At 46.7% G+C, this 23,459-nt stretch carries 26 protein-coding genes and 1 pseudogene; 5 read left to right on the top strand and 22 right to left on the bottom strand.

What is annotated here, in order from left to right; translation table 11 throughout:
* Positions 1–166: 166 nt before the first annotated feature.
* The 14 genes and pseudogenes from PSE6802_RS31500 to PSE6802_RS0124960 all read right to left on the bottom strand — a co-directional run bounded on the left by PSE6802_RS31500 (position 167) and on the right by PSE6802_RS0124960 (position 12,348).
* Complete coding sequence (locus PSE6802_RS31500) at positions 167–817, bottom strand: class I SAM-dependent methyltransferase (RefSeq protein ID WP_019502757.1); 651 nt, start codon at positions 815–817, stop codon at positions 167–169.
* Between the two features lie 6 nt (positions 818–823).
* Complete coding sequence (locus PSE6802_RS0125025) at positions 824–2,083, bottom strand: ABC transporter ATP-binding protein (protein WP_019502756.1); 1,260 nt, start codon at positions 2,081–2,083, stop codon at positions 824–826.
* Between the two features lie 77 nt (positions 2,084–2,160).
* A complete protein-coding gene (locus tag PSE6802_RS0125020) occupies positions 2,161–2,919 on the bottom strand; it encodes a Uma2 family endonuclease (protein WP_019502755.1) in 759 nt (252 codons plus the stop codon).
* Positions 2,920–3,023: 104 nt separating this feature from the next.
* On the bottom strand, positions 3,024–3,851 hold the full coding sequence (locus PSE6802_RS0125015; protein WP_019502754.1) for an ABC transporter permease: 828 nt from the start codon (positions 3,849–3,851) through the stop codon (positions 3,024–3,026).
* A 79-nt stretch (positions 3,852–3,930) separates the two neighbouring features.
* Positions 3,931–4,161: pseudogene (locus PSE6802_RS0125010) on the bottom strand (Uma2 family endonuclease); the annotation flags it as partial.
* A 145-nt stretch (positions 4,162–4,306) separates the two neighbouring features.
* The gene (gene glmM / locus PSE6802_RS0125005; protein WP_019502752.1) at positions 4,307–5,683 is read right to left on the bottom strand and encodes a phosphoglucosamine mutase; all 1,377 of its coding nucleotides are present in this window, start codon (positions 5,681–5,683) and stop codon (positions 4,307–4,309) included.
* 317 nt (positions 5,684–6,000) lie between these two features.
* Entirely contained in the window at positions 6,001–6,444 is a 444-nt protein-coding gene (locus PSE6802_RS0125000) for a hypothetical protein (RefSeq protein ID WP_019502750.1), read from the bottom strand.
* Positions 6,441–7,265, bottom strand: a complete 825-nt coding sequence (locus tag PSE6802_RS34565; protein ID WP_019502749.1) for an endonuclease/exonuclease/phosphatase family protein — start codon at positions 7,263–7,265, stop codon at positions 6,441–6,443. The genes PSE6802_RS0125000 and PSE6802_RS34565 overlap by 4 nt, the downstream gene beginning before the upstream one ends.
* A 20-nt stretch (positions 7,266–7,285) precedes the next feature.
* Positions 7,286–7,621, bottom strand: coding sequence for a rhodanese-like domain-containing protein (locus tag PSE6802_RS0124985; protein WP_019502748.1), 336 nt, complete (start codon positions 7,619–7,621; stop codon positions 7,286–7,288).
* Between the two features lie 19 nt (positions 7,622–7,640).
* On the bottom strand, positions 7,641–8,132 hold the full coding sequence (accB, locus tag PSE6802_RS0124980) for an acetyl-CoA carboxylase biotin carboxyl carrier protein (protein WP_019502747.1): 492 nt from the start codon (positions 8,130–8,132) through the stop codon (positions 7,641–7,643).
* Complete coding sequence (efp, locus tag PSE6802_RS0124975; RefSeq protein WP_019502746.1) at positions 8,133–8,693, bottom strand: elongation factor P; 561 nt, start codon at positions 8,691–8,693, stop codon at positions 8,133–8,135.
* Between the two features lie 219 nt (positions 8,694–8,912).
* On the bottom strand, positions 8,913–10,526 hold the full coding sequence (locus tag PSE6802_RS0124970) for a transglutaminase-like domain-containing protein (RefSeq protein WP_019502745.1): 1,614 nt from the start codon (positions 10,524–10,526) through the stop codon (positions 8,913–8,915).
* Positions 10,527–10,635: 109 nt separating this feature from the next.
* Complete coding sequence (locus PSE6802_RS0124965) at positions 10,636–11,664, bottom strand: J domain-containing protein (RefSeq protein ID WP_019502744.1); 1,029 nt, start codon at positions 11,662–11,664, stop codon at positions 10,636–10,638.
* A gap of 243 nt (positions 11,665–11,907) precedes the next feature.
* Positions 11,908–12,348 (bottom strand): MarR family winged helix-turn-helix transcriptional regulator, encoded by a 441-nt coding sequence (locus PSE6802_RS0124960; RefSeq protein WP_026103550.1) that lies wholly within the window; start codon positions 12,346–12,348, stop codon positions 11,908–11,910.
* A gap of 65 nt (positions 12,349–12,413) precedes the next feature.
* Between PSE6802_RS0124960 and PSE6802_RS0124955 the strand changes: the two genes are divergently transcribed.
* From PSE6802_RS0124955 to PSE6802_RS0124945, 3 genes are all read left to right on the top strand, one after another.
* Positions 12,414–12,776: a nuclear transport factor 2 family protein gene (locus PSE6802_RS0124955; protein ID WP_019502742.1), complete on the top strand. Its 363-nt coding sequence runs from the start codon at positions 12,414–12,416 to the stop codon at positions 12,774–12,776.
* On the top strand, positions 12,763–12,903 hold the full coding sequence (locus PSE6802_RS33910; protein WP_019502741.1) for a hypothetical protein: 141 nt from the start codon (positions 12,763–12,765) through the stop codon (positions 12,901–12,903). Before PSE6802_RS0124955 ends, PSE6802_RS33910 begins: the two co-directional genes overlap by 14 nt.
* Before the next feature lie 573 nt (positions 12,904–13,476).
* Positions 13,477–13,701 (top strand): DUF2811 domain-containing protein, encoded by a 225-nt coding sequence (locus PSE6802_RS0124945; RefSeq protein ID WP_019502740.1) that lies wholly within the window; start codon positions 13,477–13,479, stop codon positions 13,699–13,701.
* Positions 13,702–13,771: 70 nt separating this feature from the next.
* On the opposite strand, the gene hemJ is transcribed toward PSE6802_RS0124945, so the two are convergent.
* Positions 13,772–14,341, bottom strand: a complete 570-nt coding sequence (hemJ, locus tag PSE6802_RS0124940; RefSeq protein WP_026103549.1) for a protoporphyrinogen oxidase HemJ — start codon at positions 14,339–14,341, stop codon at positions 13,772–13,774.
* A gap of 342 nt (positions 14,342–14,683) precedes the next feature.
* Between hemJ and ileS the strand changes: the two genes are divergently transcribed.
* Positions 14,684–17,542 carry an isoleucine--tRNA ligase gene (ileS, locus tag PSE6802_RS0124935; RefSeq protein WP_019502738.1) on the top strand — a complete coding sequence of 953 codons (2,859 nt, stop codon included), beginning with the start codon at positions 14,684–14,686 and terminating at the stop codon, positions 17,540–17,542.
* 34 nt (positions 17,543–17,576) lie between these two features.
* On the opposite strand, the gene PSE6802_RS0124930 is transcribed toward ileS, so the two are convergent.
* From PSE6802_RS0124930 to PSE6802_RS0124920, 4 genes are all read right to left on the bottom strand, one after another.
* Entirely contained in the window at positions 17,577–18,155 is a 579-nt protein-coding gene (locus tag PSE6802_RS0124930) for a hypothetical protein (RefSeq protein WP_019502737.1), read from the bottom strand.
* A gap of 174 nt (positions 18,156–18,329) precedes the next feature.
* Positions 18,330–18,650: a DUF3155 domain-containing protein gene (locus PSE6802_RS32285; RefSeq protein ID WP_071592323.1), complete on the bottom strand. Its 321-nt coding sequence runs from the start codon at positions 18,648–18,650 to the stop codon at positions 18,330–18,332.
* Between the two features lie 486 nt (positions 18,651–19,136).
* On the bottom strand, positions 19,137–20,636 hold the full coding sequence (crtH, locus tag PSE6802_RS0124925) for a carotenoid isomerase (RefSeq protein WP_019502736.1): 1,500 nt from the start codon (positions 20,634–20,636) through the stop codon (positions 19,137–19,139).
* A 201-nt stretch (positions 20,637–20,837) separates the two neighbouring features.
* On the bottom strand, positions 20,838–21,122 hold the full coding sequence (locus PSE6802_RS0124920) for a DUF427 domain-containing protein (RefSeq protein WP_019502735.1): 285 nt from the start codon (positions 21,120–21,122) through the stop codon (positions 20,838–20,840).
* 199 nt (positions 21,123–21,321) lie between these two features.
* On the opposite strand from PSE6802_RS0124920, the gene PSE6802_RS0124915 reads away from it, so the two are divergent.
* Complete coding sequence (locus PSE6802_RS0124915) at positions 21,322–21,672, top strand: hypothetical protein (RefSeq protein ID WP_019502734.1); 351 nt, start codon at positions 21,322–21,324, stop codon at positions 21,670–21,672.
* A 9-nt stretch (positions 21,673–21,681) separates the two neighbouring features.
* On the opposite strand, the gene PSE6802_RS0124910 is transcribed toward PSE6802_RS0124915, so the two are convergent.
* The 3 genes from PSE6802_RS0124910 to PSE6802_RS0124900 all read right to left on the bottom strand — a co-directional run bounded on the left by PSE6802_RS0124910 (position 21,682) and on the right by PSE6802_RS0124900 (position 23,448).
* Positions 21,682–22,431, bottom strand: a complete 750-nt coding sequence (locus PSE6802_RS0124910; RefSeq protein WP_019502733.1) for a glycosyltransferase — start codon at positions 22,429–22,431, stop codon at positions 21,682–21,684.
* Positions 22,428–22,643 carry an NAD(P)H dehydrogenase subunit NdhS gene (locus PSE6802_RS0124905; protein ID WP_019502732.1) on the bottom strand — a complete coding sequence of 72 codons (216 nt, stop codon included), beginning with the start codon at positions 22,641–22,643 and terminating at the stop codon, positions 22,428–22,430. The genes PSE6802_RS0124910 and PSE6802_RS0124905 overlap by 4 nt, the downstream gene beginning before the upstream one ends.
* A gap of 142 nt (positions 22,644–22,785) precedes the next feature.
* Positions 22,786–23,448 (bottom strand): hypothetical protein, encoded by a 663-nt coding sequence (locus PSE6802_RS0124900; protein WP_019502731.1) that lies wholly within the window; start codon positions 23,446–23,448, stop codon positions 22,786–22,788.
* Positions 23,449–23,459 lie beyond the last annotated feature (11 nt).

The following is a 23,459-nucleotide window of genomic DNA, read 5'->3' as shown; positions in this document are numbered from 1 at the left end:
TGTGTGGTAGTTGTAGGCTTTAATTTGTATTGGCAAATTCAAACAATAGCGATCGCAAATCTCAGAACCTTGTAAATTCATTTGGTTTTCAAAATTATATAATCTATGCTCTTGCTAATATAATAAAAATTAAATTATAATTATTTTCCTGGGTAATAAGGTTTGCTTACTTCTGGGCTTCACAAATTAGTAGAGAATCCTTGCGAGTTTCTAGGTTTCTTAATTCTAAAATTTCGCTGCTGCCCCAATTGACATCTTTGATTTTTCTAAATCCAGCCTCTCTCAACCTGCGGTGCAATTCTTCGCGATCGTAGAGCCACTGATGTCCCCACCATCGAAAGGCAATATTAATCATCTCAGCTTTAGTCAGAATAAATTGATATTCATCTAGCTTGAGCCAATCTTGTTCTCTCCAATTCCCAGATTTGTATTTATCAATCACGTACTCAAGAGATGGCATAGCTATCCTTAAAGTTCCATTTGGTCGAAGGACTCTATAGCTTTCAGATAAGAATACCTTTGCACAATCGATGGTTAGATGTTCAAGAAAGTGTTCGTTGTATATCAAATCACATGATGCTGATTCCAGGAATGACAGCCCATTACTCACATCCCATACCAGATTCACAATGCCTGGCTGCTCTTCAATATCAATATTGATCCACTCTAAAAAATTAATTAATCCACAGCCTATATGCAGTTTGTAAGGCTTACGAAATTGCTTTAAAGCATTTTGAGTATCTTGAATCTTCCGCTTTTCTGTCTGCCGATTTGAAAGAGAAGCAATCTTTTTGATAATTGCATTTACTTTTTGCATAATTTTTCAATCAATTATTTCCACCTGCCAGTCGAGCTTTGGCCGAACTGCTCCAATCCATTTGCCGAACCAACCCCCTTCCCGCTTAATATCATGCACTTCAAATGTTGCTACATTTTCCAAATCAACTAACGGAGTGGACATATCTTGAACGATTAGTAATCTAACTCTATAGCTTCCACTATTTAAAAAGTGTTCGGGTACGTAGCAGTGGCCTCTTATCTTACCAACAGAACATAGGATAGATGGTGATACAGTGTTAAATATACAAACATCCTCAAGATCGTACAATACAAGACTAAAATTTAGGTTAGTTGTAGGTAAAAAGTTCCAGTATTCAAACACAAGTTTTATGGGTGTGAAAACTGTTATTTCTTGTGACTGATTTCCTACGGGTGATACAGCAGCTCGGTGTAAACGTACTTTGTCATTCCCAGGTGCAATGTTTAGATCGTTCCAAACGTTTTCTGCAGATAGCATACTTGCACCTAAACCCAGGTAATGTGAGACAACTTTATCTGTCTCAGCATCATCTATTAGATGTCCTGACTCTAATAGCAGCGATCTATTACATAAGCTCTTTAGGGCAACTAAGTTATGGCTCACGAATAGAATACTCCTACTTTCTTTTGTCGCAATGTCTCCTATCTTCCCTAAACACTTCTTTTGAAATTGAGCATCTCCTACGGCAAGGACTTCATCAACTATGAGAATTTCCGGCTCTAGATGTGCTGCTACGGCAAAAGCTAAGCGCACATACATTCCAGAGGAATAGTGCTTAACAGGAGTATCTAAAAACTTCTCAACCTCGGCAAAATCAACGATCGCATCAAATTTCTTTTTAATCTCAGATTTACTCATCCCCAAAATCGCACCGTTGAGAAAAATATTCTCTCTACCTGTCAATTCTGGATGAAAGCCTGTCCCCACCTCCAATAAACTTGCTACCCTACCTTTAATTCTTACCTCACCTGTTGTTGGCTCGGTAATGCGACTGAGGATTTTCAACAAAGTTGATTTCCCCGCCCCATTACGACCGATGATACCCACAACTTCGCCTTGCTTTACCTCAAACGATACATCTTTTAACGCCCAAAATTCTTCGTACTGGTTTTTAGGTTTGTCATCAGAGCTTCTAAAGCGTTTTACTAAGGATTTTGCGGACGAGGCGATCGCATCCCGTAGCGTTTTGTAGCCACCCTGTTGCTGGTGACCGATAATGTACTTTTTGCCTAAATTTTCAACTCTAATTACCGTATCAGACATCCATTATGCCTTTGGTTGACACATTTCATCTTACCCATTTGAGTGTAATATGCGATCGCTCCTGTTAAACCCTACAATTAATGCTCATCTTGCTCAATATCTAGATCTGCGCCAAGCGCTCTCAACTGTCCGGCTAGTCTTTCTGCCCGATGCCTTTCTCGTTCCAGGAGTGACTCTGCTTGTTCGGCGCGTTGCCGCTCTTGTTCGACAATTTCCCGGTCTGTGGGCAATAAATCCCCCTCTAGCGTTGCCCAACGCAACCAGACTGTATTAGCATCGGCAAACTGTCCAGACCAGCGTACCAAGGCTAAACCCAATTGTCGGCTGATTAATCTGCCTTGAGACTCGGGAGGTATCTGTTGATAGATTTCATCTTGAATAGCAAAGCCAGCGAAATCATCGGGGTTAAAGGGATCGAACCAAAAATATTCTGGCACTCTCAAGCGTCTTTGATAAATCTCCTTCTTTTGTTGTTTATCAGAGATCGCCGTGCTTTCGGAAAGCAACTCAATTACAATATCAGGGCCTTTTCCCTCTTCCCAAACTACCCAACATTTGCGCTCGCCTTTTGGCACATCCAAAGCTACAAAAACATCTGGTCCGCGAAAGTCATGATTTTTGACCTGATTGGGGCTGAAGTAGACAAACATATTGCCCCCCACATAGGCATTCCGATTAGCTAACCAGGCAGTCAAAGGATTAACTAGTAACTCCATCTGCCATTTATGTCGTGCAGTTTCCATGGGTATACCATCGTCAGAGAGTAGCTCGTCCTGTGTTGGAGGGAGTTGAATTTCTGGAGTATTATCTAGCTCAAGTAACACAGTTTCAGTCATACATATCACCTCTAGAGACTATAGCCATCTTTTGTCGTACTAAATCCTGTTTTATTTCCCAGTTTATCCAACATCCGTAAAGCCTGTTATATCGCCATAATAACTCAAATCACATCGGCAAACGTGCGCTCTGTTTTGCGGAAATACCAGATACCGCTGATGAGTAAAAGCACGATTAAAAGCATGGAAAGCGTAAAACCAATCCAGTAAATTTGCGTGTCTCTGCCCAAAATTGCCCAGCGAAAACCGTCAATTACGCCCACCATCGGATTGAGATAGTAGAGCGATCGCCACTGAGCCGGCACGATACTGCTGCTAAACCCAACCGGGGAAATATACAGCCCAAATTGTATGAGAAAGGGCACGATGTACTGAAAGTCGCGGTATTTGACATTGAGCGCTGCTAGCCACAGGCCCAGACCCATAGCGGCTACAGCCGCAATAATAATGAAGATCGGTAGTGTCAGGATATGCCAACTGGGTAAGAAATTGTACCAGGCCATCAGCCCCAGCAAAATTATGCCTGAGACCATGAAATCGATAAAACTGCCGATCGCAGCGCTAGCAGGCACGATTAAACGCGGGAAATAAACCTTGGAGATTAAATTGGCGTTACCCACCAGGCTGTTACTACAGCGCGAAAGTGTATCGGCAAAAAACTGCCAGGGTAACATGCCTGCAAACACCAAAATCGGGTACGGTACGTCACCAGACGGCAGATTTGCCAAATTCCCAAACACGATTGTAAAGACGACCATAGTCAGAAAGGGGCGCAATAATGCCCACGCCACCCCGATCGCGGTTTGTTTGTAGCGCACCAGAATATCCCGCCATGCCAAAAAGTACAGCAACTCGCGATAACGCCACAGATCCTGCCAGTACTGACTTTCTGTACGCCCCGCTTTAATAACTAATTCTGGTGGGTTTTCCATCGCGGCTTAACATTTACTTTTGCATCATACCCGTGTATATGCAAAATGCGATCGCTCATCGGCATCTATGCAGATCGCGCTATTCACGATCGAGATCTATGCCAAGGGCTTTTAGTCGCTCCGCCAATTTCTCGGCGCGTTGGTGCTCTTGCTCGGCGCGTTGGTGCTCTTGTAGTGCCCATTCCTCGGGAGTCGGCACCAGATCTCCTGCCAAAGTGAAGTAGCGGAGTTTATTTTCGTATATACCCAAGTATAAATCCAAGACTTCGCTCCAAAGCCACCCCTGTTGATTGGGCATTAGTTCTTGATAGTTGAGTGGCATCAGGCATTGCTGCCTCTAGCTCTTGTGCTGTTAAGAACATGATGTCCTCGCCTGCTAGTAAGCTTGCTATCTAAGATTATTGTATGCCCTAGTTCGTAATCTACTAGCGATTTGCGATCGCCCAATGCAGAATCTAAGCACCCACCAAATGATTTTGGATCGTTTGGCTGAGGCTATCCGTCCAGTGCTGAGCTAAGTCCAAGGTTTCGGCTTCTACCATCACGCGCATGACTGGCTCTGTGCCGGAGGCGCGTACCAAAACTCGACCGCGATCGCCGAGATCTTGCTCGGCGCGATCGATTGCTTGCGCCAGAGAATCGCAGGATTGCCAGTTGAGGCGAATTTCCCTATTCTCAACCCGTACGTTCTTTAGTAATTGTGGGAACGGCACGAAGCTTTGTTGCATCAGTTCTGCTAAGGGTGCCCGCTGTTTTGCTAATGCGGCCAAGTGCAATGCGGTAAGCAGCCCATCGCCGCTGACACCATAGTGACGGCACAGGACGTGTCCTGATTGCTCGCCACCCAGCATTGCTCCAGACTTCAGCATTTCAGCGTGGACGTACTGGTCGCCAACGGCAGTGCGTACCATCTGCCCGCCCAATTTTTGCCAGGCGCGTTCAAAGCCCAGATTTGCCATCACTGTTGTCACAATTGAGGCATTGGGCAGCCGCTCGGCTTGCAATAATTCCTGTCCCCACAGGTAAAGAATATAGTCGCCATCTACTACGCCACCATTGGCATCGACGGCCAGGACGCGATCGGCATCGCCATCAAAGGCAAAACCCAGATCTGCGCCAGTTTGCCTAACCGCTTCTTGCAATGGTTTGAGGTGCGTGGAGCCGCAGTTAATATTAATGCGATCGCCGTCAGGGCGATCGTGTAGAGAGATAACTTCCGCGCCTAAGTGCTGAAATACTTGAGGTGCAACCTGCGTAGCCGCACCCCAGGCTAAATCCAGGACTACCCTGATGCCTTGCAGGTTCCCAGAAATTGAGTTGTGTAGCGATCGCTGGTAGAGATCGACTAGAGGAGAGCGTTCTTGATAAGTTCCCCATCCGCCACAATGTGATATTTCATTGCTGCTCTCCAGTTCTGATTGGTTAGCAAGCACCATCTGCTCGATTTGCTGTTGGATCTCGGTACTGAGTTTGATGCCATCGCTACCAAAAAATTTAATGCCATTATCTTCTGGGGGGTTATGGCTGGCGGAAACCATAATACCGCCCGTAATTTCCGGTGTGGTGGCGGTCAGGTATGCCACTGTGGGTGTGGGGCATAACCCTAAGTTCCACACATTTAAGCCTGCTTCGGTTAGACCTGCTGCCAGAGCTGCTGTCAGCATATTGCTTGATGTGCGGGAGTCTTGCCCAATTAAAATTATGTTTGTTGAAGTACTGCTGTAGTGGTGCTTCAGTACTTGACCGGCGCAAAAGCCCACCTTTAAAGCCAATGGAGCGGTTAAGAAGCTACCAACATGACCGCGTATACCATCAGTCCCGAATAATTTCATAGATTTCCACTCATCACACACAGGATATATTTCAGTGCTTCTGGCCGCTAAATGTCAAGTATCTTAGCAAGTAAAAGTGAAATATTTAGGTATTTTTTGGGTGCAAGCATTCCTGCTATGTTATACCCAAACCACATTGCAGGCATTATTGCGCAATTGCAGATTTATGGCAAGATTTAATTTTATCGGGAAATAATTGTTCCAAAATTTAGGAACGGGTCAAGAGGGATGGGGAAAGATCGAGAGCGATCGCTCTTAGCAAGCAAATGGCTCAGGTTTACTGATAACTTGCGAACAAGAGGCTTACATCCTAAGTTCTAACTAGCAGTCTCAGAAAGGCTTTGCGCTAAAAGCGATTGAATAACATTTTTTGTTTTTTCCGAAGCAAAGATTTGGCGTAGTGCACCCCGAAATTCTTCTTCATCATCAACCTTTATAGGCTTTTGCTGTCTTTCATCTGAATAAATATTTAATGGGTAAATTGGAAAAGCTTTATGATTTACATGGAAAAGGTAGTATCGGTATCCACCTAGGAGAGGAGCTTGAATGTAAAAAGTTTCCTCTAAATATGCACTACCTCCACTAGGATTAATTTGTTGCACTACTGCTCCCTCCAAAACGTTTCTAGTTTTTTGTCCTAGGGCATATGCTTGATGGCGGAGAATAACGATAGGTGGTGTAATTTCAGGTACACCAAAATCTTCTTCTGGCCATAAGCTTTCAATATTTGTATTGGTCATGGCAGCATTTCCTTCTTTCATAAATTAAGCCTGAATAAAAGTGGCAGGTGGTCGGAAAAATTTGTTTTGTCAGGTAGAGCGTTTGGCATTAGTAAGCTCTGTGTGCCATCGTTGGTGAGTATTTGGAGTGATGTATCGTCCCACTGATCGAGTAAGTCTGGACGTATTAGTACTTGGTCGAAGGTATTCCAGAAATAGCATACGTGATCTGAACTTCTGTAGTAATAAGTTCCTGCTGGCGCAATTGTGCTGCCTCCCAGACATCTCCACATGGGATTATAAAAGAAAGGGTAATCTCTGCCCTGAACCGTTCTTAGCTTTTTACGAGCAATTTCCTGAGTCATAACTCCATGCAATCCGCTAGCCGAGACCACACCATCAGAAAAAGGATTCATATTCAGGTCTCCAACTACGATTGTACGAGAATGCCCTAACTCTTTTTCAGTACGTCGTATTTCTTCAGCAAACTGCCCTACCTCAAATATGAGGGTGCTTTCTTTGGCATGCAGTTGACTAAGTAAATGAGCAGCTACTAGCAATAACGCATCACGACCCGGTAGAGTAAGCCTTCTAAGCGTGTAGCGTTCTGATTCCGAAATAGGTTTAACAAAGCTATCTGAGAAGCGCGTGAAGATTTGAATGCGATCGCACTTGCTAGGAGCATAGTGAAATTCGGCTTTTTGCCCCTCTGGGTTAAGCGCAAGCAGTATGTTATCAGGGAATAGCTGAGTATGCGTACATTCCGCTAGGATCAGGATGTCTACATTATGAGTAACGACTAACTGGACTAAGGAAGAAATCAAATCCTTCCTGTTAAGGTTCCAGAATAGGAATGTCAGCATAGGCTCAAGGTACGAGTCCCTCAGTACTGGGGCACCGATGGATCGACTGCGAGCGAGTAAGCATCAATACCGCCACTAATATTTTTGACGTTAGTAAAGCCTTGAGAAATCAGCCACTCGCACATCTGAGCCGAGCGCATACCATGATGGCAGAGTACGAGCGTCTCAGCATGGGGATCCAGGATCGTGGAAATTTGTCCGGACCATTCGGGATACTGGCTGAGTGGGAGATTTCTAAAGCCTTCTAAACTAGCGATCGCTAATTCTTCTGGTTCCCGCACGTCGATCAACTGCAAGCTTTCGAGATCGCCAGAATTGAGATAAATTGCTAACTCTTCTACACTGATTTTTTGCATGGCTTGAGGATGTGGCTGGCTAGCTAGGATCTACTCGCATCAATAACTGACCGTACTCAATCGGTTGGGCGTTGTCTACTAAAATCTCGACGATGCGACCGGAAGCTTCGGATTCGATCTCGTTCATCAGTTTCATCGCCTCAATAATGCAAACGGTTTGCCCCTTACTTACGCGATCGCCAACTTCCACAAATGGTGGCTCATCAGGAGCCGGAGCACTATAGAACGTTCCCACCATCGGTGAAGTAATATCAATTAGCTTGCGAGCAGGAGATGCTTCTAGAGGAGATGAGACTGGTGGGGTTGAAGCTGCTGCTGGTACTGTGGCTACGGTCGCGCTAATTGGCTGTGATGTCGTTACAACTGGCGCGGTTGACTCGACGATGACAGACTTTGTCTCGCTCTTGCGAATATTCAAGCGCAGATCGCCGGATTCTAAAGTCAACTCTGAAATATCGGTTTGATTTAGAATCGCGATCAGTTCCCGTAGTTGGTCTAAGTTAAATTCCACCTAGTTATCACGCCCCAAATAAGTATCACTGCGAGTATCAACTTTAATACGCTCGCCAATTTCGATGAACAACGGCACCATCACCTGCGCTCCGGTTTCAAGAATTGCAGGCTTAGTACCACCCGTGGCAGTATCGCCCCGCAGACCTGGATCGGTCTGGGTAACTTCCAGCACCACGGTGTTGGGTAACTCCACATCAATCACCTGAGTACCCCAGCGCACGACATTAACTTCCATACCCTCTTTGATGTACTTGACGCGATCGCCGATTTGCTGGGCACTTAAAGTTGACTCTTCGTAGGTAGACATGTCCATGAACACGAAATTCTCACCTTCTTTGTAGGTGTGCTGCATCGTGCTTTTTTCTAGAGTTGCTTGGGGTACAGTTTCACCTGCTCTAAATGTGCGTTCGACAACGCTACCCGTTTGGGCATTTTTGAGTTTTGTGCGCACAAAGGCAGATCCCTTACCTGGCTTAACATGTAGAAACTCCACTACACGCCATACTCCTCCATCCAGCTCGATGGTCACACCCGGTCGAAAATCGTTACTAGAAATCATGCTGTCACTTTATATCTTGGACTGTGTACTTTAGGATCTGCTTTAGCTAGAGACTAATGTGGGCAACTTTAACCGCCCTCCATTCTACCTTAGAGATGCAACATAATTGTTACTGCAAAAAATCCAGGGCGTAAGGGCAGGTTTGGCTAAAGTTTTTTAACTTTTATCGATAGCGCTCTGGCAAAACCTGCCCCCTACATACAGGACATAGACGAAAATTCACAACTCGCCTAAAATCCTGAATCTGACGTGGTTAAGAGCTAACTCGCCTATCGAAAATGGTTGGGGTTGAATGGTTTCAAAGGAAATGCCCTTGCCAATTTCTACGTGGTACCAAGGTAGGCCCATAAAGAATCTAGTGGGGTAGGGGCGATCGCCAAGATCGTCGGGATTTGACTCCATTGGCAGCCAACCAATAGTAGGTACGTAAAACTCAATCCAAACGTGGTTGTAGTACTGGTACAGGGGCACGTTATGCCGATCGGCTTCGGGAGGGCACTTATAGCGACCAACTGTACGGCAGGCAATACCATTCAAGCGGGCCAGTGCCAACAGCACGCCCACGTATTCGCCACAGGAACCCGTACCTCTGGCTAATACCAGATCTGGCGTATCAATGTATGGCTGCATGCGGTATTGCAGTTTGTCATAGACATAATCTCGAATGGCCAACATTTTACGGATGATATTTGTTTCGCGCCCGACTGCCTCTTTGGCAGCCGCCTGGACAGCGGGCAGATCCATGCCTAAGCCGTCATCGTCGATCAGGTACTGGGCTTGCATCTCCGGCGACAGCGGCGGGATAGTTTCGACTTCTGTGTAGGGGATTTCGTATTTAATACCGCGCATTTCCAGGATAGCTTTCCAGCCAAATAGCCTGGCTTCGTCAGCGCGCAGTTCGCCAATCTCGAATACGGCTACGCGTTGACCTTCTACGATTTCCTCGGTAAAAGGCATTCCCATTGGTTCTACCGATCGCACCTTTTGTCGATCTGTATTGGTGGGCAAGGCAATGCGCCATGTCAGATCGTGTACGTCCTGCGGATCTTCGGACGATGTTTCCTCTAAATAGATCATCTCGACCAGGTAGCCATTAGAGAGGGTATAGCGCGGTTTGGCATCCACCTGAATCAGGTTCAGTTTGTGGATGAAGGTGCGATCGCGTACCTGTACTGACAGTGGCTCGGGATCGTTGGGATTATCGCGAATGTAGTATTCGTCGTCTGTATAAACAACGTATAAGTCATTACCGCAGAAGCCCAAACCTGTGGGTTTGGGAAATGGCACGAGCGCTCGAAACTTGATGGCACCAGTTTTGGCCTCCAGGCAATACACGGTTTCTTCGGTGCGATCGCATATCCATAGCTCGTTGTCGCGCAAAGTCAGCGCCTCAAGCCCAATGCCAGGAGCTGGCATCACGCGCAGTAACCCTCTAGTCGCACGACCAAAAACGAAAATCTTGCTCGCTTGACTAGAGGATACGTATACACCTCCTTCGGAAACAGCAATACCTTCAACTCGATCTGGCAGTTCCATGTATGGCTGCAAGTCAAAGTCAATCATGTTGCAGTAGTATATGCTGTTGCCTTTAGTCACAAACAGCTTATCGCCGCTGATGGCAATGCCCGAGGCATTGCGAAATTGTCTGGCAGTATAGGGATTTAAAATGGATGCGCTATCAGTGTGGGGATCGATCTTAAGTAAGTTTCCTTGGTAAGTATCCAGAGCGATCGCATAGGGTATAGCCTCGGATGAGATCCATACTAAGCCGTAAAGCGTATAAGCAGCGGCTGGGCGAATTAAATTGGGCAAACTATCAGACAAGTTTGACATTGCGGTTATATCAGCGGTTACATTGGCAGTTCTCGGCAAATGCTACCACTAGCATCTAGTCTGGCGACGATATTTTGTTACAAAATTGCTTTGCTACTTTGCGACAAAATTACCACCACGGTAGCCAGGAGGACAAACCTCCTTTTTTCGGTGGTTTTTTAGCGCTACCCTGAGCGTCGCTACCACTTTGCTTCCTTGGCATTTTGGCATCCAGTTTTTGGAGATTGTCTAGAGCAACGCGATTTTGGGGATCGAGCTTTAGTGCTTCCTGAAAACTCGACTTTGCCATACCGACAAACTCCTGATTCATATACACAATACCCATCAGAACGTGGCATTGACTGTTTTGGTTATCTAGCTTCAAAGCATTGCGGAGTTCTTTGAGCGCATCCTGCCACTGTCTGCGACTGATGAGGGCTTGGGCTTCTTGCAGGTGCTTTTTCGCCATTGCTTTGCTGAGATCGGCTTGTGGCTTTGAGATTGTTCCTGAAGTGTCGCCACCTGCACCGCTTTTACCCGCTGTTCCTGCAGTTGTATCGTAGTATCCCGTGCGAGCCGGACGCATCCGCTCTGGCGTAGGACGATCGCTAGTTTTAGGCTGGCTAGAAGGCTGCTCGCTTTCCTGGGATGGCTGGGCGATTAAATGCGAGCAGCCTTCGCTAGTGAGTAAAAAGACTAAATTTAACTCGCTCAGATCGCCAGCAAAATCCATGTAAGTAGTCATGTTCTCAAACTGTACGGTTGAGATCGCGGTAACTGCTCTTTCGTATTTTTCCTGGCTGGGATCGTTAGCTAACTTTTGGGCTACAGGTGACTGAGGGGAAACTTTTTGATTGCGCTTGAGCATCAATTTGGGAATCAGCTTTAGTACCTTGACATATTCGGCTCGCTCTCGCTTGCGATTGAGGGCAAAGTAAGCAGGGTTGACCAGTCGAGCAAAAAAACGCGTAGCTAACTCCTTGTCACCGGCTGTGAGCCGGCATACATCTGGGTGCAGCCTTTTGGCGATGGTCAGATAGCGATCGCGCACCTGACGCTCAGTAGCAGTGATTGGTAGACCTAATATGGCATAGTGATCGTCAAACCCTTGATGACCGATCCCTTTATTAATTCTCAGTAATCTGCTTTTTAGCTCCATATGTCCCCGAACTTTGCTTTAAACCTACTGCTCTAAATCTACTGTGGCAGATTCCCTAGCAAGAAATCAGCCTGGCAGTACAAATGTGCCCAAACAACTACTAGGACGGTTACAGTAGCTTACCCAATTACCAGAGTTATTAACTATACGTTATTTGTTATTAACTATGTAAACTGGTTTGACTGCAAAGACTAACCATAATTGTATCCTTAAAAACTAAGATTTTGAAGCTATACATTCTGGCTAATCAAACCGAGAATCAGCAAGCAATTGCATTGTTTCCCGCCAAGCTGTTTCTTTGTCCTTACCAATTAGTGTAAAGACCGATTCAAACCTGCGCCGCTGATTTCCTGATAAAGCATTCTCAAATTGTGTTCCTTTGTCTGTGAGGGCAAGCTGTTTGATGCGGCGATCGCCAGGATCGAGAGTTGCTTTAATTAATTCTTGTGCGATTAACAAACGCAACGGCGCGTTGAGCGCTTGTTTAGAAACACCCAAAATTTCTAGTAGATGGGTAACGCTAACTCCTGGATTGCGCCCGACAAAGTAAAGGATACGATGATGCACCCGCGACATACGGCGTTCAGCTAGCATTTCATCGGGCTTGGCAACGATCGCTCGAAATGCAAAGTACATGAGTTCTAGTGCCGTATTTAATTCCTGTTCGCGTTTTAGGTCAACCATATTGACGTAATCTCGAGGTGCTTTTATATTAAGTCATATATGTTGACCTATTTAGGGAAGCGCGTATGGTAATCGATCGAGCATTCGCCTCTAAATTTGCCTCTGAATGGTTTGCTGCATGGAACAGTCACGACTTGAATCGCATTCTGTCGCACTATGCAGAAGACTTTGAGTTGTCCTCGCCTTTTATTATTCAAGTAGCCCAAGAACCTACAGGCAAGTTGACGGGAAAGCAGGCTATTAGTGCCTATTGGGGGAAATGTTTGCAGTTGATGCCCAATCTACAATTTGTACCTGTAAATCTGCTGATTGGCATTAATAGCATTACTCTCTACTATCAAAGCATACGCGGTCTAGCAGCAGAAACCTTTTACTTCGACAATGCTGGTAAAGTAAATCGTTCTAACGCTTGCTATGCCGAAAGTTGATGGCTTAAAGATATCGATCGCCGAAGCGATGGGCTATCTGCCCAGTCCAAGTGGCGATCGCTTTGCTCAGGTATTCGAGCGTGTATTTACACATAGCAAGTTATCGGTGCTTTGTGGATTTCTCTGACGATCTAATTGTTTGGGCGATATTTTATGACGGTACGGCTATATAACTAACCAAATTAGTTTAGGGAGGCGATCGCGAAGTCCCGTGCAAGCTGTAGCAGGTGCTTATTAATAAAGTTAATTCCTTGATTAGCAACAGTTTCAGCTTTTGCTTTTTTATTGAGATCGATCGAAAAGTCAAGATTTCATAACATTCGATCGGCCTGGGAAAATAATTCGTGCTTCGATCTCACTCTAACTTTTCCACAGGAGTTTCCCCAGATATGCTGGAATTTTCCACAGGTTTTTAGAAGTTTTCCACAGGCTGTTAGCACGGCTTGGAAGATACGAACCTCCAGGATAAGAGTCTTGCAAGTTCGAGCGCCCCGAGCTTGGGGAAATTGCTATTCCGAGCCAATAATTGAAGTTATGTAACGAAATTCTAGTCAAAATATCGATTGTTAGTTGTCAACTACCCCTGAAAATGCCGATTTGTTAAGCGGCGATCGCGTTGACAAGCTCTTATTGTTGGTCACACAATGTAGCCCACAACATCTACATACAACTCCTGAAACGAGGGAGTGAGGGGCAAACTATGGATGCGACGGTTAGTATATTGGCGGAAATTCCCGAAGAGTTGCACGAAACATTGAAAGGGTATTTGGAAACACACCCCGACTGGGATCAAGATCGGGTATTTGCCGCTGCTTTATCTTTATTCCTTCTGCAAAACGGCAACTGCGATAGCACGGCTTCGTCGCGTGAATATCGCAGTGCGGCTAAGGTCTACCTCAGCAGTATATTTCAACGTACGGCATGAGGTACGCAATTAGGGGTGGGTAGTCCGGCAATTGCTATGTTTAAAAAAGCTGACTGCTAAAAGCTAGTTTTTAATCTTGAGATACTTCTAGTGCTAGCTTCTCTCGATCTTGCCTACGTTTCTTGGCGTAAAGTTGAATCGCAGCCCCCATTGCGACAATCATGCCCAGAATACCTACAGTGGTAACATCCAGTGGTAGGCTGCCTTTAAAGACGACAAGCAAAACGATCGCTACCAAAAGTACCGTAGGCGCTTCATTGAGCGCGCGCAGTTGCTGCCCGCTCCATTTGCATTCTCCTGCCGCTAGTTGTTTGAGCAAGCGCCCGCAGTAAAAATGATAGGCAACCAGGACTCCGACAAATAGAAGCTTGAAATGCATCCACATATCATTAAGTACCTCGGGTTGGGTAGTCAGCAAGCCAACTGCCATCGCCACGGTTACCACCATGCCTGGAGTGGTGATGATGTCATAGAGGCGTTTTTCCATGATTTGATATTGCTTTTTCAAGATTGACCGTGCTGGTTCCGGCTCTTGCTCTGCTTCAACGTGATAAATAAAGAGGCGCACCAGATAGAACAATCCTGCAAACCAAACCACAACGCCAATGATATGAAAGGTTTTAAACCAAAAGTAACCCATATCCATATAGTGTTTGCTTATAGTGAAAGTATATTCTGTTAACTATAGCAATCCCAATACCTGTAGGAGTTGCACCTGGCATTGATTTCCTGGCTTTCTGCAATTGTGATGTGTAAGTCCAGTTATAGCTATATACAATAGGCTTAGGACGGGGTGCAGGGGTAGAACCCCTGCGTGGGGGCGCAGCCTCCACACCCCCTACTCTTTTCGATCTGAAAACCGCTATAGATAGAGTAGTATTGTTGTTATAGTTGTAGTATCGATGTTATAATTGTAGTACAGGTGTTATAACTATCGTTAACTCGGCTCGATAATAGCAGTAGCAGACCCAGATACTAAAACATGACTTCTAAGACCACAGAAACTTCTGAATATAAAGACACGGTTAACCTGCCCCAAACTGAGTTTTCGATGCGGGCTAATGCTAAAGATAGGGAACCGGAGATTCAGCAATTTTGGGAAGAACAGAAAATTTATGAAGATTTGGCTGCCCGCAATCAGGGCGAGAAGTTTATTTTGCACGATGGCCCACCCTATGCTAATGGCAGCCTGCACACCGGACACGCCTTAAATAAGATTCTCAAAGACATTATCAATCGCTACCAAATTATGCGCGGGCGCAAAGTGCGCTACGTTTTGGGTTGGGACTGCCACGGCTTGCCGATCGAACTGAAAGTAATCCAGAATCTGAAGCCGGAAGAACGCAAGAGCTTGACCCCATTGGAATTACGACATCGGGCACGGGATTTTGCTCTAGACGCGATCGCGGAGCAATCTGCTGGTTTTAAGCGCTGGGGAATTTGGGGCGACTACAGCAATGCCTACTACACGCTCAAGCCGGAATACGAAGCGGCACAGATAGCAGTATTCGGGCAAATGGCACTGAAGGGCTACATTTATCGCGGGCTGAAACCAGTTTACTGGTCGCCCAGTTCGCAAACTGCGCTGGCCGAAGCGGAACTGGAATATCCTGAAGGTCATACTTCCCGCAGTATTTACGTCGCTTTTCCGGTCAAGCAGTTGAGCGAGAAATTAAGCAGTCAATTAAACGATCGAATTCCTGGAATTCTAGAAAATCCAGCTCGCCTCTATGCTTTAATCTGGACGACAACTCCCTGGACGATTCCCGCTAATTTAGCCATCAGTGCGAATCCCGACCTCAGTTATAGCGTCGTATCCGCAGGCGAAAAGTATTATATTGTTGCTACCGAGCTGGTCTCCGGTCTGGCAGCAAAATTTGAACGGGAACTGGTCGAGGGAGCTACCTTCTCTGGCGAGGTACTGGAACATACGATTTGCCAGCATCCCATCTTCGATCGCGAAAGTCCCATCCTGCTAGGCAGCCACGTCACGGCGGAATCCGGAACGGGGTTGGTGCACACTGCTCCAGGGCACGGTCAGGATGACTATGCGATCGGGAAAAAATATGGCTTGAGCATCCTGGCACCCGTTGACGATCGCGGCATTTTTACCCAAGAAGCAGGACAATTTGCGGGGTTGAATGTTTTAAAGGAAGGCAACGCAGCGGTAGTTGATGCCATTGCCGAACGGGGTTTGTTGCTGAAAGAAGAGCCATACGAGCACAAATATCCCTACGATTGGCGTACCAAAAAGCCCACGATTGTGAGGGCAACAGAACAGTGGTTTGCTTCGGTGGAGGGATTCCGCGAAGCTGCACTGCAAGCAATTAAATCTGTAAAATGGATTCCCGCGATCGGAGAGAATCGGATTACTGCGATGGTGCAGGAGCGCTCTGATTGGTGTATCTCGCGCCAGCGCAACTGGGGCGTACCCATCCCCGTGTTTTACGATACCGAGACAGGTGAAGTACTGCTCAATGCTGAAACCATCGACTATATCCAAGCTCTCATCCACCAGCACGGATCTGATGTGTGGTGGGAATTCAGCGTGGAAGAACTGCTGCCACCGCAATATCGCAATAACGGCAAGACCTATCGCAAGGGGACGGATACGATGGATGTTTGGTTTGACTCCGGTTCCTCGTGGGCAGCCGTACTCAAGCAGCGCGAACAACTAGATTATCCTGCCGATCTATATTTAGAAGGTTCCGATCAACATCGCGGGTGGTTCCAATCATCTCTGCTGACTAGCGTGGCGGCGAACGATCGCGCTCCTTACAAAACCGTACTCACCCACGGTTTTATCGTAGACGATCGCGGTCGTAAGATGAGCAAGTCGGAGGGGAATGGCATCGATCCGATGGAAGTGATTAATGGTGGGAAGGATCAAAAGCAAGCCCCTCCCTACGGGGCCGATGTCCTGAGACTGTGGGTATCTAGCGTTGACTATGGTGCTGATGTTCCACTTAGCAAAAACATTCTCAACCAGATGGCGGATGTATCGCGTAAAATCCGCAATACAGCCAGGTTCTTACTGAGCAACCTCTATGATTTCGATCCGACCAAGGACGCAGTATCCCTCGAACAGTTACCCGATTTAGATCGCTACTTATTGCATCGCCTGCGCGAAGTTTGCCTGGAGATTACGGATGCCTTCGATCGCTTTCAGTTCTTCCGTTTCTTCCAAACTATACAAAATTTCTGCACGGTCGATCTATCCAACTTCTATTTGGATATTGGCAAGGATCGCTTGTACATCAGTGCTGCTAATTCCCATAGACGGCGTAGTTGTCAAACTGTATTATCGCTGTGTTTGGAAGTATTGGCAAAAGCGATCGCTCCGGTGCTATGCCACACCGCAGAGGATATCTGGCAGCACATGCCCTATGCAGTTCCCTGTAAATCGGTATTTCAGGCAGGGTGGTTAAATCCTTTAGAGGAATGGCACGATCCCGAATTAGCTGAAAAGTGGCAGAACCTGCGTGAAGTGCGCTCTGAGGTCAATAAGGTGATGGAGGCGGCGCGTAATGCGAAGGCGATCGGTTCTTCACTGGATGCTAAAGTACTGCTGCATGTAAGCGATCCCGTCCTACAAGCAAGACTGAGTTCCCTTGGCAGCGATTTACAATACCTATTCATTGCTTCGCAGGCCGAACTTGTGGAATCTATTCCCGCGAATCTCAGTCATACCGCCAACCTGGAAACCTTAGAGATTGCTGTTGTCAATGCTGACGGACAGAAATGCCCGCGTTGCTGGAACTATTCCACCCATGTGGGCGAGTCGGTCGAGCATCCACTGCTTTGCGATCGCTGTGTCAATGCCTTAGCAGGTAAGTTTTAGCTGGATTTCCGGGCAAAATTTTGCTGATTGACAATCAGTCTGGGAAGGCCATACCCGTTCTCGGATCGCGAATGTACAAACCTAGTGTGAGCGATCGCAGGACTTCATCCCAAATAGGTGTTAGTTGCGGGGCCTGGTCTGCCCAGAAGTCAAATGTAATCAAACATTGAACGTTCGAGCCCAAACCAATACAAGTTCGCGAGAAAGCCTCGCGCGGTTCTGCTTGAGTGTCGATAAACTTCATTTCCGACCATACAATTCTGGCGGTCTGGCGCTTGAGGGTAATGACTTTGCCCCTTTCAACTACATTACGAGAGTCATCTGCCATGATTTTTTCTAAGGTGGCTTCCAGTGGGAACTGGCTCCAGTCATGGGGAGGCAAGTGGTTGAAGGATATTTCCAGACCGCAATCTTCGTCGGGCGGCTTTTTATCGAGAAACTTGAACGATTTTTCCTGAGGTTCGAAGTACCAATCTTGGGGGACGTTCAAGCGCACGGCTCCGCGATCGGCGACAAAAATTTTATAGCCTGCTGGCGCTTCCCACCCATGATCTGGTTTTAGTTCGAGTATTTCTTTAATCCACTTGGGTTTCCCCTTTTTTTCCTGTGCCATAGTTTTTGGGAATATAGCATTTAGCAGCATTGCCAGTAGGCAAATATTAGCATTTGTCGAGGAAATCAATAAAATTTCCCCTGCACTACTACCTGTAACTGCGTGACACCAACAGAATAACAAGTAAATAATGCAGGGGATTTTGTTAAAAACTTACTTGACTAAAATTCTTTTCTATCGAACTGAGCCAGCAAATTCATAACGAGGTTCTGGAGTTTCTTCCTGCGGTCTGAGACTGGGGAATAAGAAATGATTCTCTTCTACATACTGCGCCCCGAAAAGTCCTTTCTCAGCCCAAAAATACCGATCGGTGGTATGCTCGTTTCGTCTCACCAACAATAGCGCTGGCGGTACAATTCCTGAAGAGTGAATAAACTTACGTGCCGCAGTCACTGGCTTATCCTCTCCACTATCAATACTGAACTGAGGAATATGTTCGAGAATCTTTCTACCCTCTAAACGACGTCTACTCTTGCGCTTACGTCTACGTGCCAACTTTGCTACCTCCTGTTAAGACCTTTTATATTCGATCTGTATGTAATTAAGGTTACAAACCTAAGTTATTATATCTAATCCTAAAGGAAGACTTCAAACTTTTTTAACAAATGTTCGCTAGTAACGGCAATTTGGGTATGCAATAACTTTAGATTTTGTAATGTCGCCAAAACTATTTTCCCGCAAGGGTTTCATGCATTTACAGCCTGACAGGACAGCCGTGCAGAGGCATTATCTGCAAGACAATTCCTGTACCTCTCAGGATAGATAGCTTAATTTTTTTAAATAATCGCTTAATTTTTCTACATAACAAGTTAAACTACATGGGTTTGCTTGTTGTTTCTAAAATTTCAGGCCAAATAGCTGCTTTTTTGTAGCATATATAACTTTGTTTTATATGCCAGCTCGCCGATTGCGCGAGTAAATTTATGTGCATGAAAATAAGATACCCGCGATGTGTTGCTGAAGGCTGCTATGACACCATTACTACAACTTCAGGGTAGTTGCTACTAGGTGCGCGCAAGCAAAGCCGGAAAATGCGACGGCGTTTAAGCCCTGGCCGGGGAAAGTACTGTCACCTACGCAATAGAGATTGGGAATAGCGGTGCGGTTAAAGGGCATGCCCAACAAACCCATCAGCTTGCGGCTGGGGATGGGACCATAGGTGCCGTCGTAGCGGCCTAGAAAGCGTCTGTGCGTGCGCGGCGTACCGACTTCCTGGTAGTCCAGATTAGCTTCTAATCCTGGGAAAATTTTTTCCAACCGCGCAATTATTTGACTTGCCGCTTTTTCTTTACGTTGTTCGTACTCGCTAGCACTTAAGCCTTCCCATTCTTGCATCCAACTTGGCGAGAATGTATGGACGATATGGTGACCGGGTGGTGCCAGATCGGGATCTAAAAGCGTGGGTATAGATACAAAAATCGTACCCTCGGATTTTTCCATATCTGCCCAGTCTTCCAGCAGGATATGGTGGCAGTCGGTGCCGGGTGGAATTGCGTCGGCTTTCACGCCAAGGTGCAGGCTGAGGAAGCTGGGCGATCGCTGATATCTTTGCTGCCAGCGTTGCTCGCTGGCTGGCATCGGTTCGTCTTTGAGCAAATATTCAAATGTATCCCAGCGCGTTGCATTCGAGACCACTCTCTTAGCAGTTAGGGTATCGCCATTGGCAAGCTTGACGGCGATCGCGCCGCCAGTTTTAGGTTTAGGTATAATTTGCGTTACTCTGGCACCGTAGCAGATTTCGCTGCCAGCTTTGGTCAAGCCATCTACCAGAACTTCAGCGATGCGACCGACACCGCCCTTGGGGTAGTTGATGCCGCCATAGTGGCGATCGCTAAATACCATTCCTGCATTAATCATGGGCGTTCTATCGGCAGGAACCACCGACCAGCAATAACACTCCATATCAATAAATTTCAGTAGCTCTGGGTCGGAGATATAACGCCGGGCCACATCCCCAGCATTCTGGGGCAAATATTTCAGCAACCCAAAACAGGCAAGGGGGTTTTGAAAAAATACACGGGTGAGATAGCCCAGTTCTTCTAGGGAAAGCAGTTCGATCGAGTTGAGACAGTTAAATACCTTCCAGCAGGTATCGTAGAATTTGCGGATGCCCTGGCGCTCGTGGGGAAAGCGATCGCCTAAGTCCTGCATGAATTTCTCGTAGTCTCGGGCGACCTTAATATCCAGTCCATTTGGTAAATGGTAATGAATCTGGGTATCGTCGGGAATTGTTTCCAGATGCACGCGTACGGCATCGAGGGCACGGGTCAGGAGGTTGGTCGTGCCTTGTTTGCCAAATCCAAAGATCATGGACGCACCGACATCAAAGCGGTAGCCATTGCGCTCAAAATAGCCAGCACTACCGCCTGGAATTAAGTATTTTTCTAAAACCAGTACCCTGACTCCTTTGGCGGCTAGCTGAGTTGCCGTTACCAGCCCGCCCATACCGGAGCCAATTACTATTACATCCGCATCAACCATCAGTTTGTAATTTTTAACCGCAACTCACCATAATAGGCGACAACCTATATCTGTGATTAACTCACTTTGTGCAAAGTCCTGAAACCCTCACCCCTAAACCCTCTCCCCAAGGGAGAGGGGAACAAAACCAGAGCGGGGGCTATGCCCCTGCGACCCTTAATTGAGATAATAACTTTTTATACAATCGGCGATTAGATTAAATTACCGCTCGACCTGTACGCCTTTCCAGAAAGCAATATAGCCTTTGATGTTAGCGGCGGCATCTTTGGGGTTGGGGTAGTACCAGGCGGCATCTTTGTTAACGTTACCGTCAACCTCAATGTTGTAATAGCTAGCAACACCTTTCCAAGGACAGGTGGTATGGGTATCGCTCGCTTTGAAATACTCTGAATTTATCGCATTGGGTGGGAAATATTGATTGCCCTCTACGACCTCGCAGCGATCGCTCTCTGCCAAAACGGCACCCTGCCAAGTTGCTCTTGTCATAGCTGTATTCAAATTAAGTAATTAATAGTCCTCTTCTATACTATAGGTGGGGGCGCAGCCCTCATACCTCCTGTATCATTAGATCTGTCTGCGGCTATAGTAGTGGGAACCATTTAACTAAAGCTACTCTCTAGTATTTTCTGTGACGTATATTAGAATTTATATCGATCGCGCTATCGCTCTCGAAGGAGAAATCTCTATGTCAGCCCGTAAATTATTTTTCACCTTACTTGGTAGCAGTGTTTTAGTTGCAGGATCTGGTTTGAGTGCTGCTGCCCAAACAGTCACAACTACTCAAACTACTCAATCTCAACAAGCTTTGCAGGAAACCCAGGACTCGCGATCGCTATATTCGGTCGGGAACAGCAACCTCAGCGTCATGCAACTAATTCACAACGCTAATCTGTTAAATGGGCGATCGCCGGAGCAATTTAACAACGATCAAGCTGAGTCTCTAAACGATGCAGTACTTCAGTTCCGCGCTCAGCAGCGCAAGCAAGGCGTTACCACTCCCTCTGCACTGGAGCCTAAATCCAAACCCGTTCAGTAATTGAGAGTGTCAATTTCTTAAATAGCTCCAGTAAATTCGCATCATTTCTACCATTGCTTTGAGGAAATCATAGGGCTTGACCTTGGAGCCGGGAATGTCGTTCCACTCCTGGAGCGGGACTTCGCAAATTACAGACTCGGCTTGAGGCATGTCTTGCCCATGTCTCGATCGGATAAGACGGGCGATAATTTCCACATCAAATACCCAACTCGTTATGAAGGGTTCTGCGAACAGCGCCTTCAGTGGGGGTGTGGCGCGAAATAGCTTGGCTCCGCACTGGGTATCGTAAATGGCTAGAGATAGAACCATAGATGCAACCGTGGCAAAAATACGTCCCAAATAGTGACGCGCTGCGCTACGCTGCACCGATCGCCCCAACAGTTTTACCCTGGCACCAAATAGTAGTTCGTACTGGGGATTGCGAGCTAGCAGATCGATAAAGTTAGGGATTTCCTGGAGAGGGGTGGCGAGGTCGGCATCCCAATAGCCAATATAGACAGGAGATCGATCGAATGCTGCCAGGACTCCAGCGCGCACGGCTTCAGCCTTACCTCGGTTTGGCTGGAGATCGAGAGCGCTGAAGCGATCGGGGTTGATTTGAGCCAATTCCTGCAAAATTTCCAGGGTGCGATCCTCACTACCGTCATTTACAAATAAAAAATTTATGTCGGCATGGCGATCGCAGAAGGTCTTAAACTGTTCGACTGACAACCGCTCTGCTTCGTTGTAGCAAGGAATGACAATTATGGTTTCGCTCAAGCCTTCTTTCTACCCTTATTACGGCTGAGAGTGGCATCGACGGGTTCGAGTTCAGACATGCGAAAAGAAACTAGCTTATCCCAGTTACCACCCTCAAACAGTACCGCCACTTTACCGTCAGTAATGCGCTGTACTTGCCCTTCAAAACCAAAGTAGGTATCGCCTTGATTGACTACGCGCACAGCCGATCCTGGGAAAATCGTATCGCTCATCTGAATTATGCTCTCCCTTGAAGTTTTTAATATAGCTATAGCCAACAGGCTTAGGACGGGGTGCAGGGGTTCCACCCCTGCGTGGGGGCGTAGCCCCCACACCCCCCTGTCCTAACAGATCTGTCTATGGCTATATATGTAATTATATAGTCTTATTTGATAGAGTTAAATCTATAGCTGCATAGCAATTTTCGACTGTAGCATTTTGCTGCATTTGCAAAACTAATGCCTGATATGCTTCTTGATGCTCTGCGATTAAAGTTCGCGCCCGCAACAAAGCCCAACGTTGGTGCAGCTCGGGATTTGGCAAGTGTGCTGTGGCGTTCCGCAGTTGGCGAATATCTTCTGCGCCTCCTTTAGCATCCTGGTAAATATATTCCTCGGCGGCGATGCCTGCCATCCAAACCGTGCAATAACGCTCTAAGCGATCGGGCATAACGCGATCGACATCCACCTCAACGCCGATCGCGCCCAACTGTCCCTGTTTGGCGGCAGCGATGGGGCTGAGGTTATATCCCACAATCTTAATTCCCAGCAGGTAGGCGGCCAGGAAGTGTCCGGCTTCGTGGTGCAGGAGGCGATCGCGCTGCTGGGGTGAGGCTTCCTGCCACCAGGCCATCAATATCGATCGCCCTTGCCCGCCCCATCCAGATGCATAAATGCCATATAACCCTAATAGAACTGCAGTCAGAGTAGTGGGAATGAGGGGCGATAAGCCTATGGCTGGCCCAATTAACACCGACATGGAGAGCGTAAAGATGGCGATCGCCAGTAGAGTTAGATCTTCGTCACTATTTCTATTCATCTCATCCTATA

The sequence above is a fragment of the Pseudanabaena sp. PCC 6802 genome (assembly GCF_000332175.1).
In the GTDB taxonomy this organism is placed as follows: Bacteria; Cyanobacteriota; Cyanobacteriia; order Pseudanabaenales; family Pseudanabaenaceae; genus PCC-6802.
Note: the sequence above shows the minus strand (reverse complement) of the source record. Positions and strands in the feature narration are given on the sequence as shown.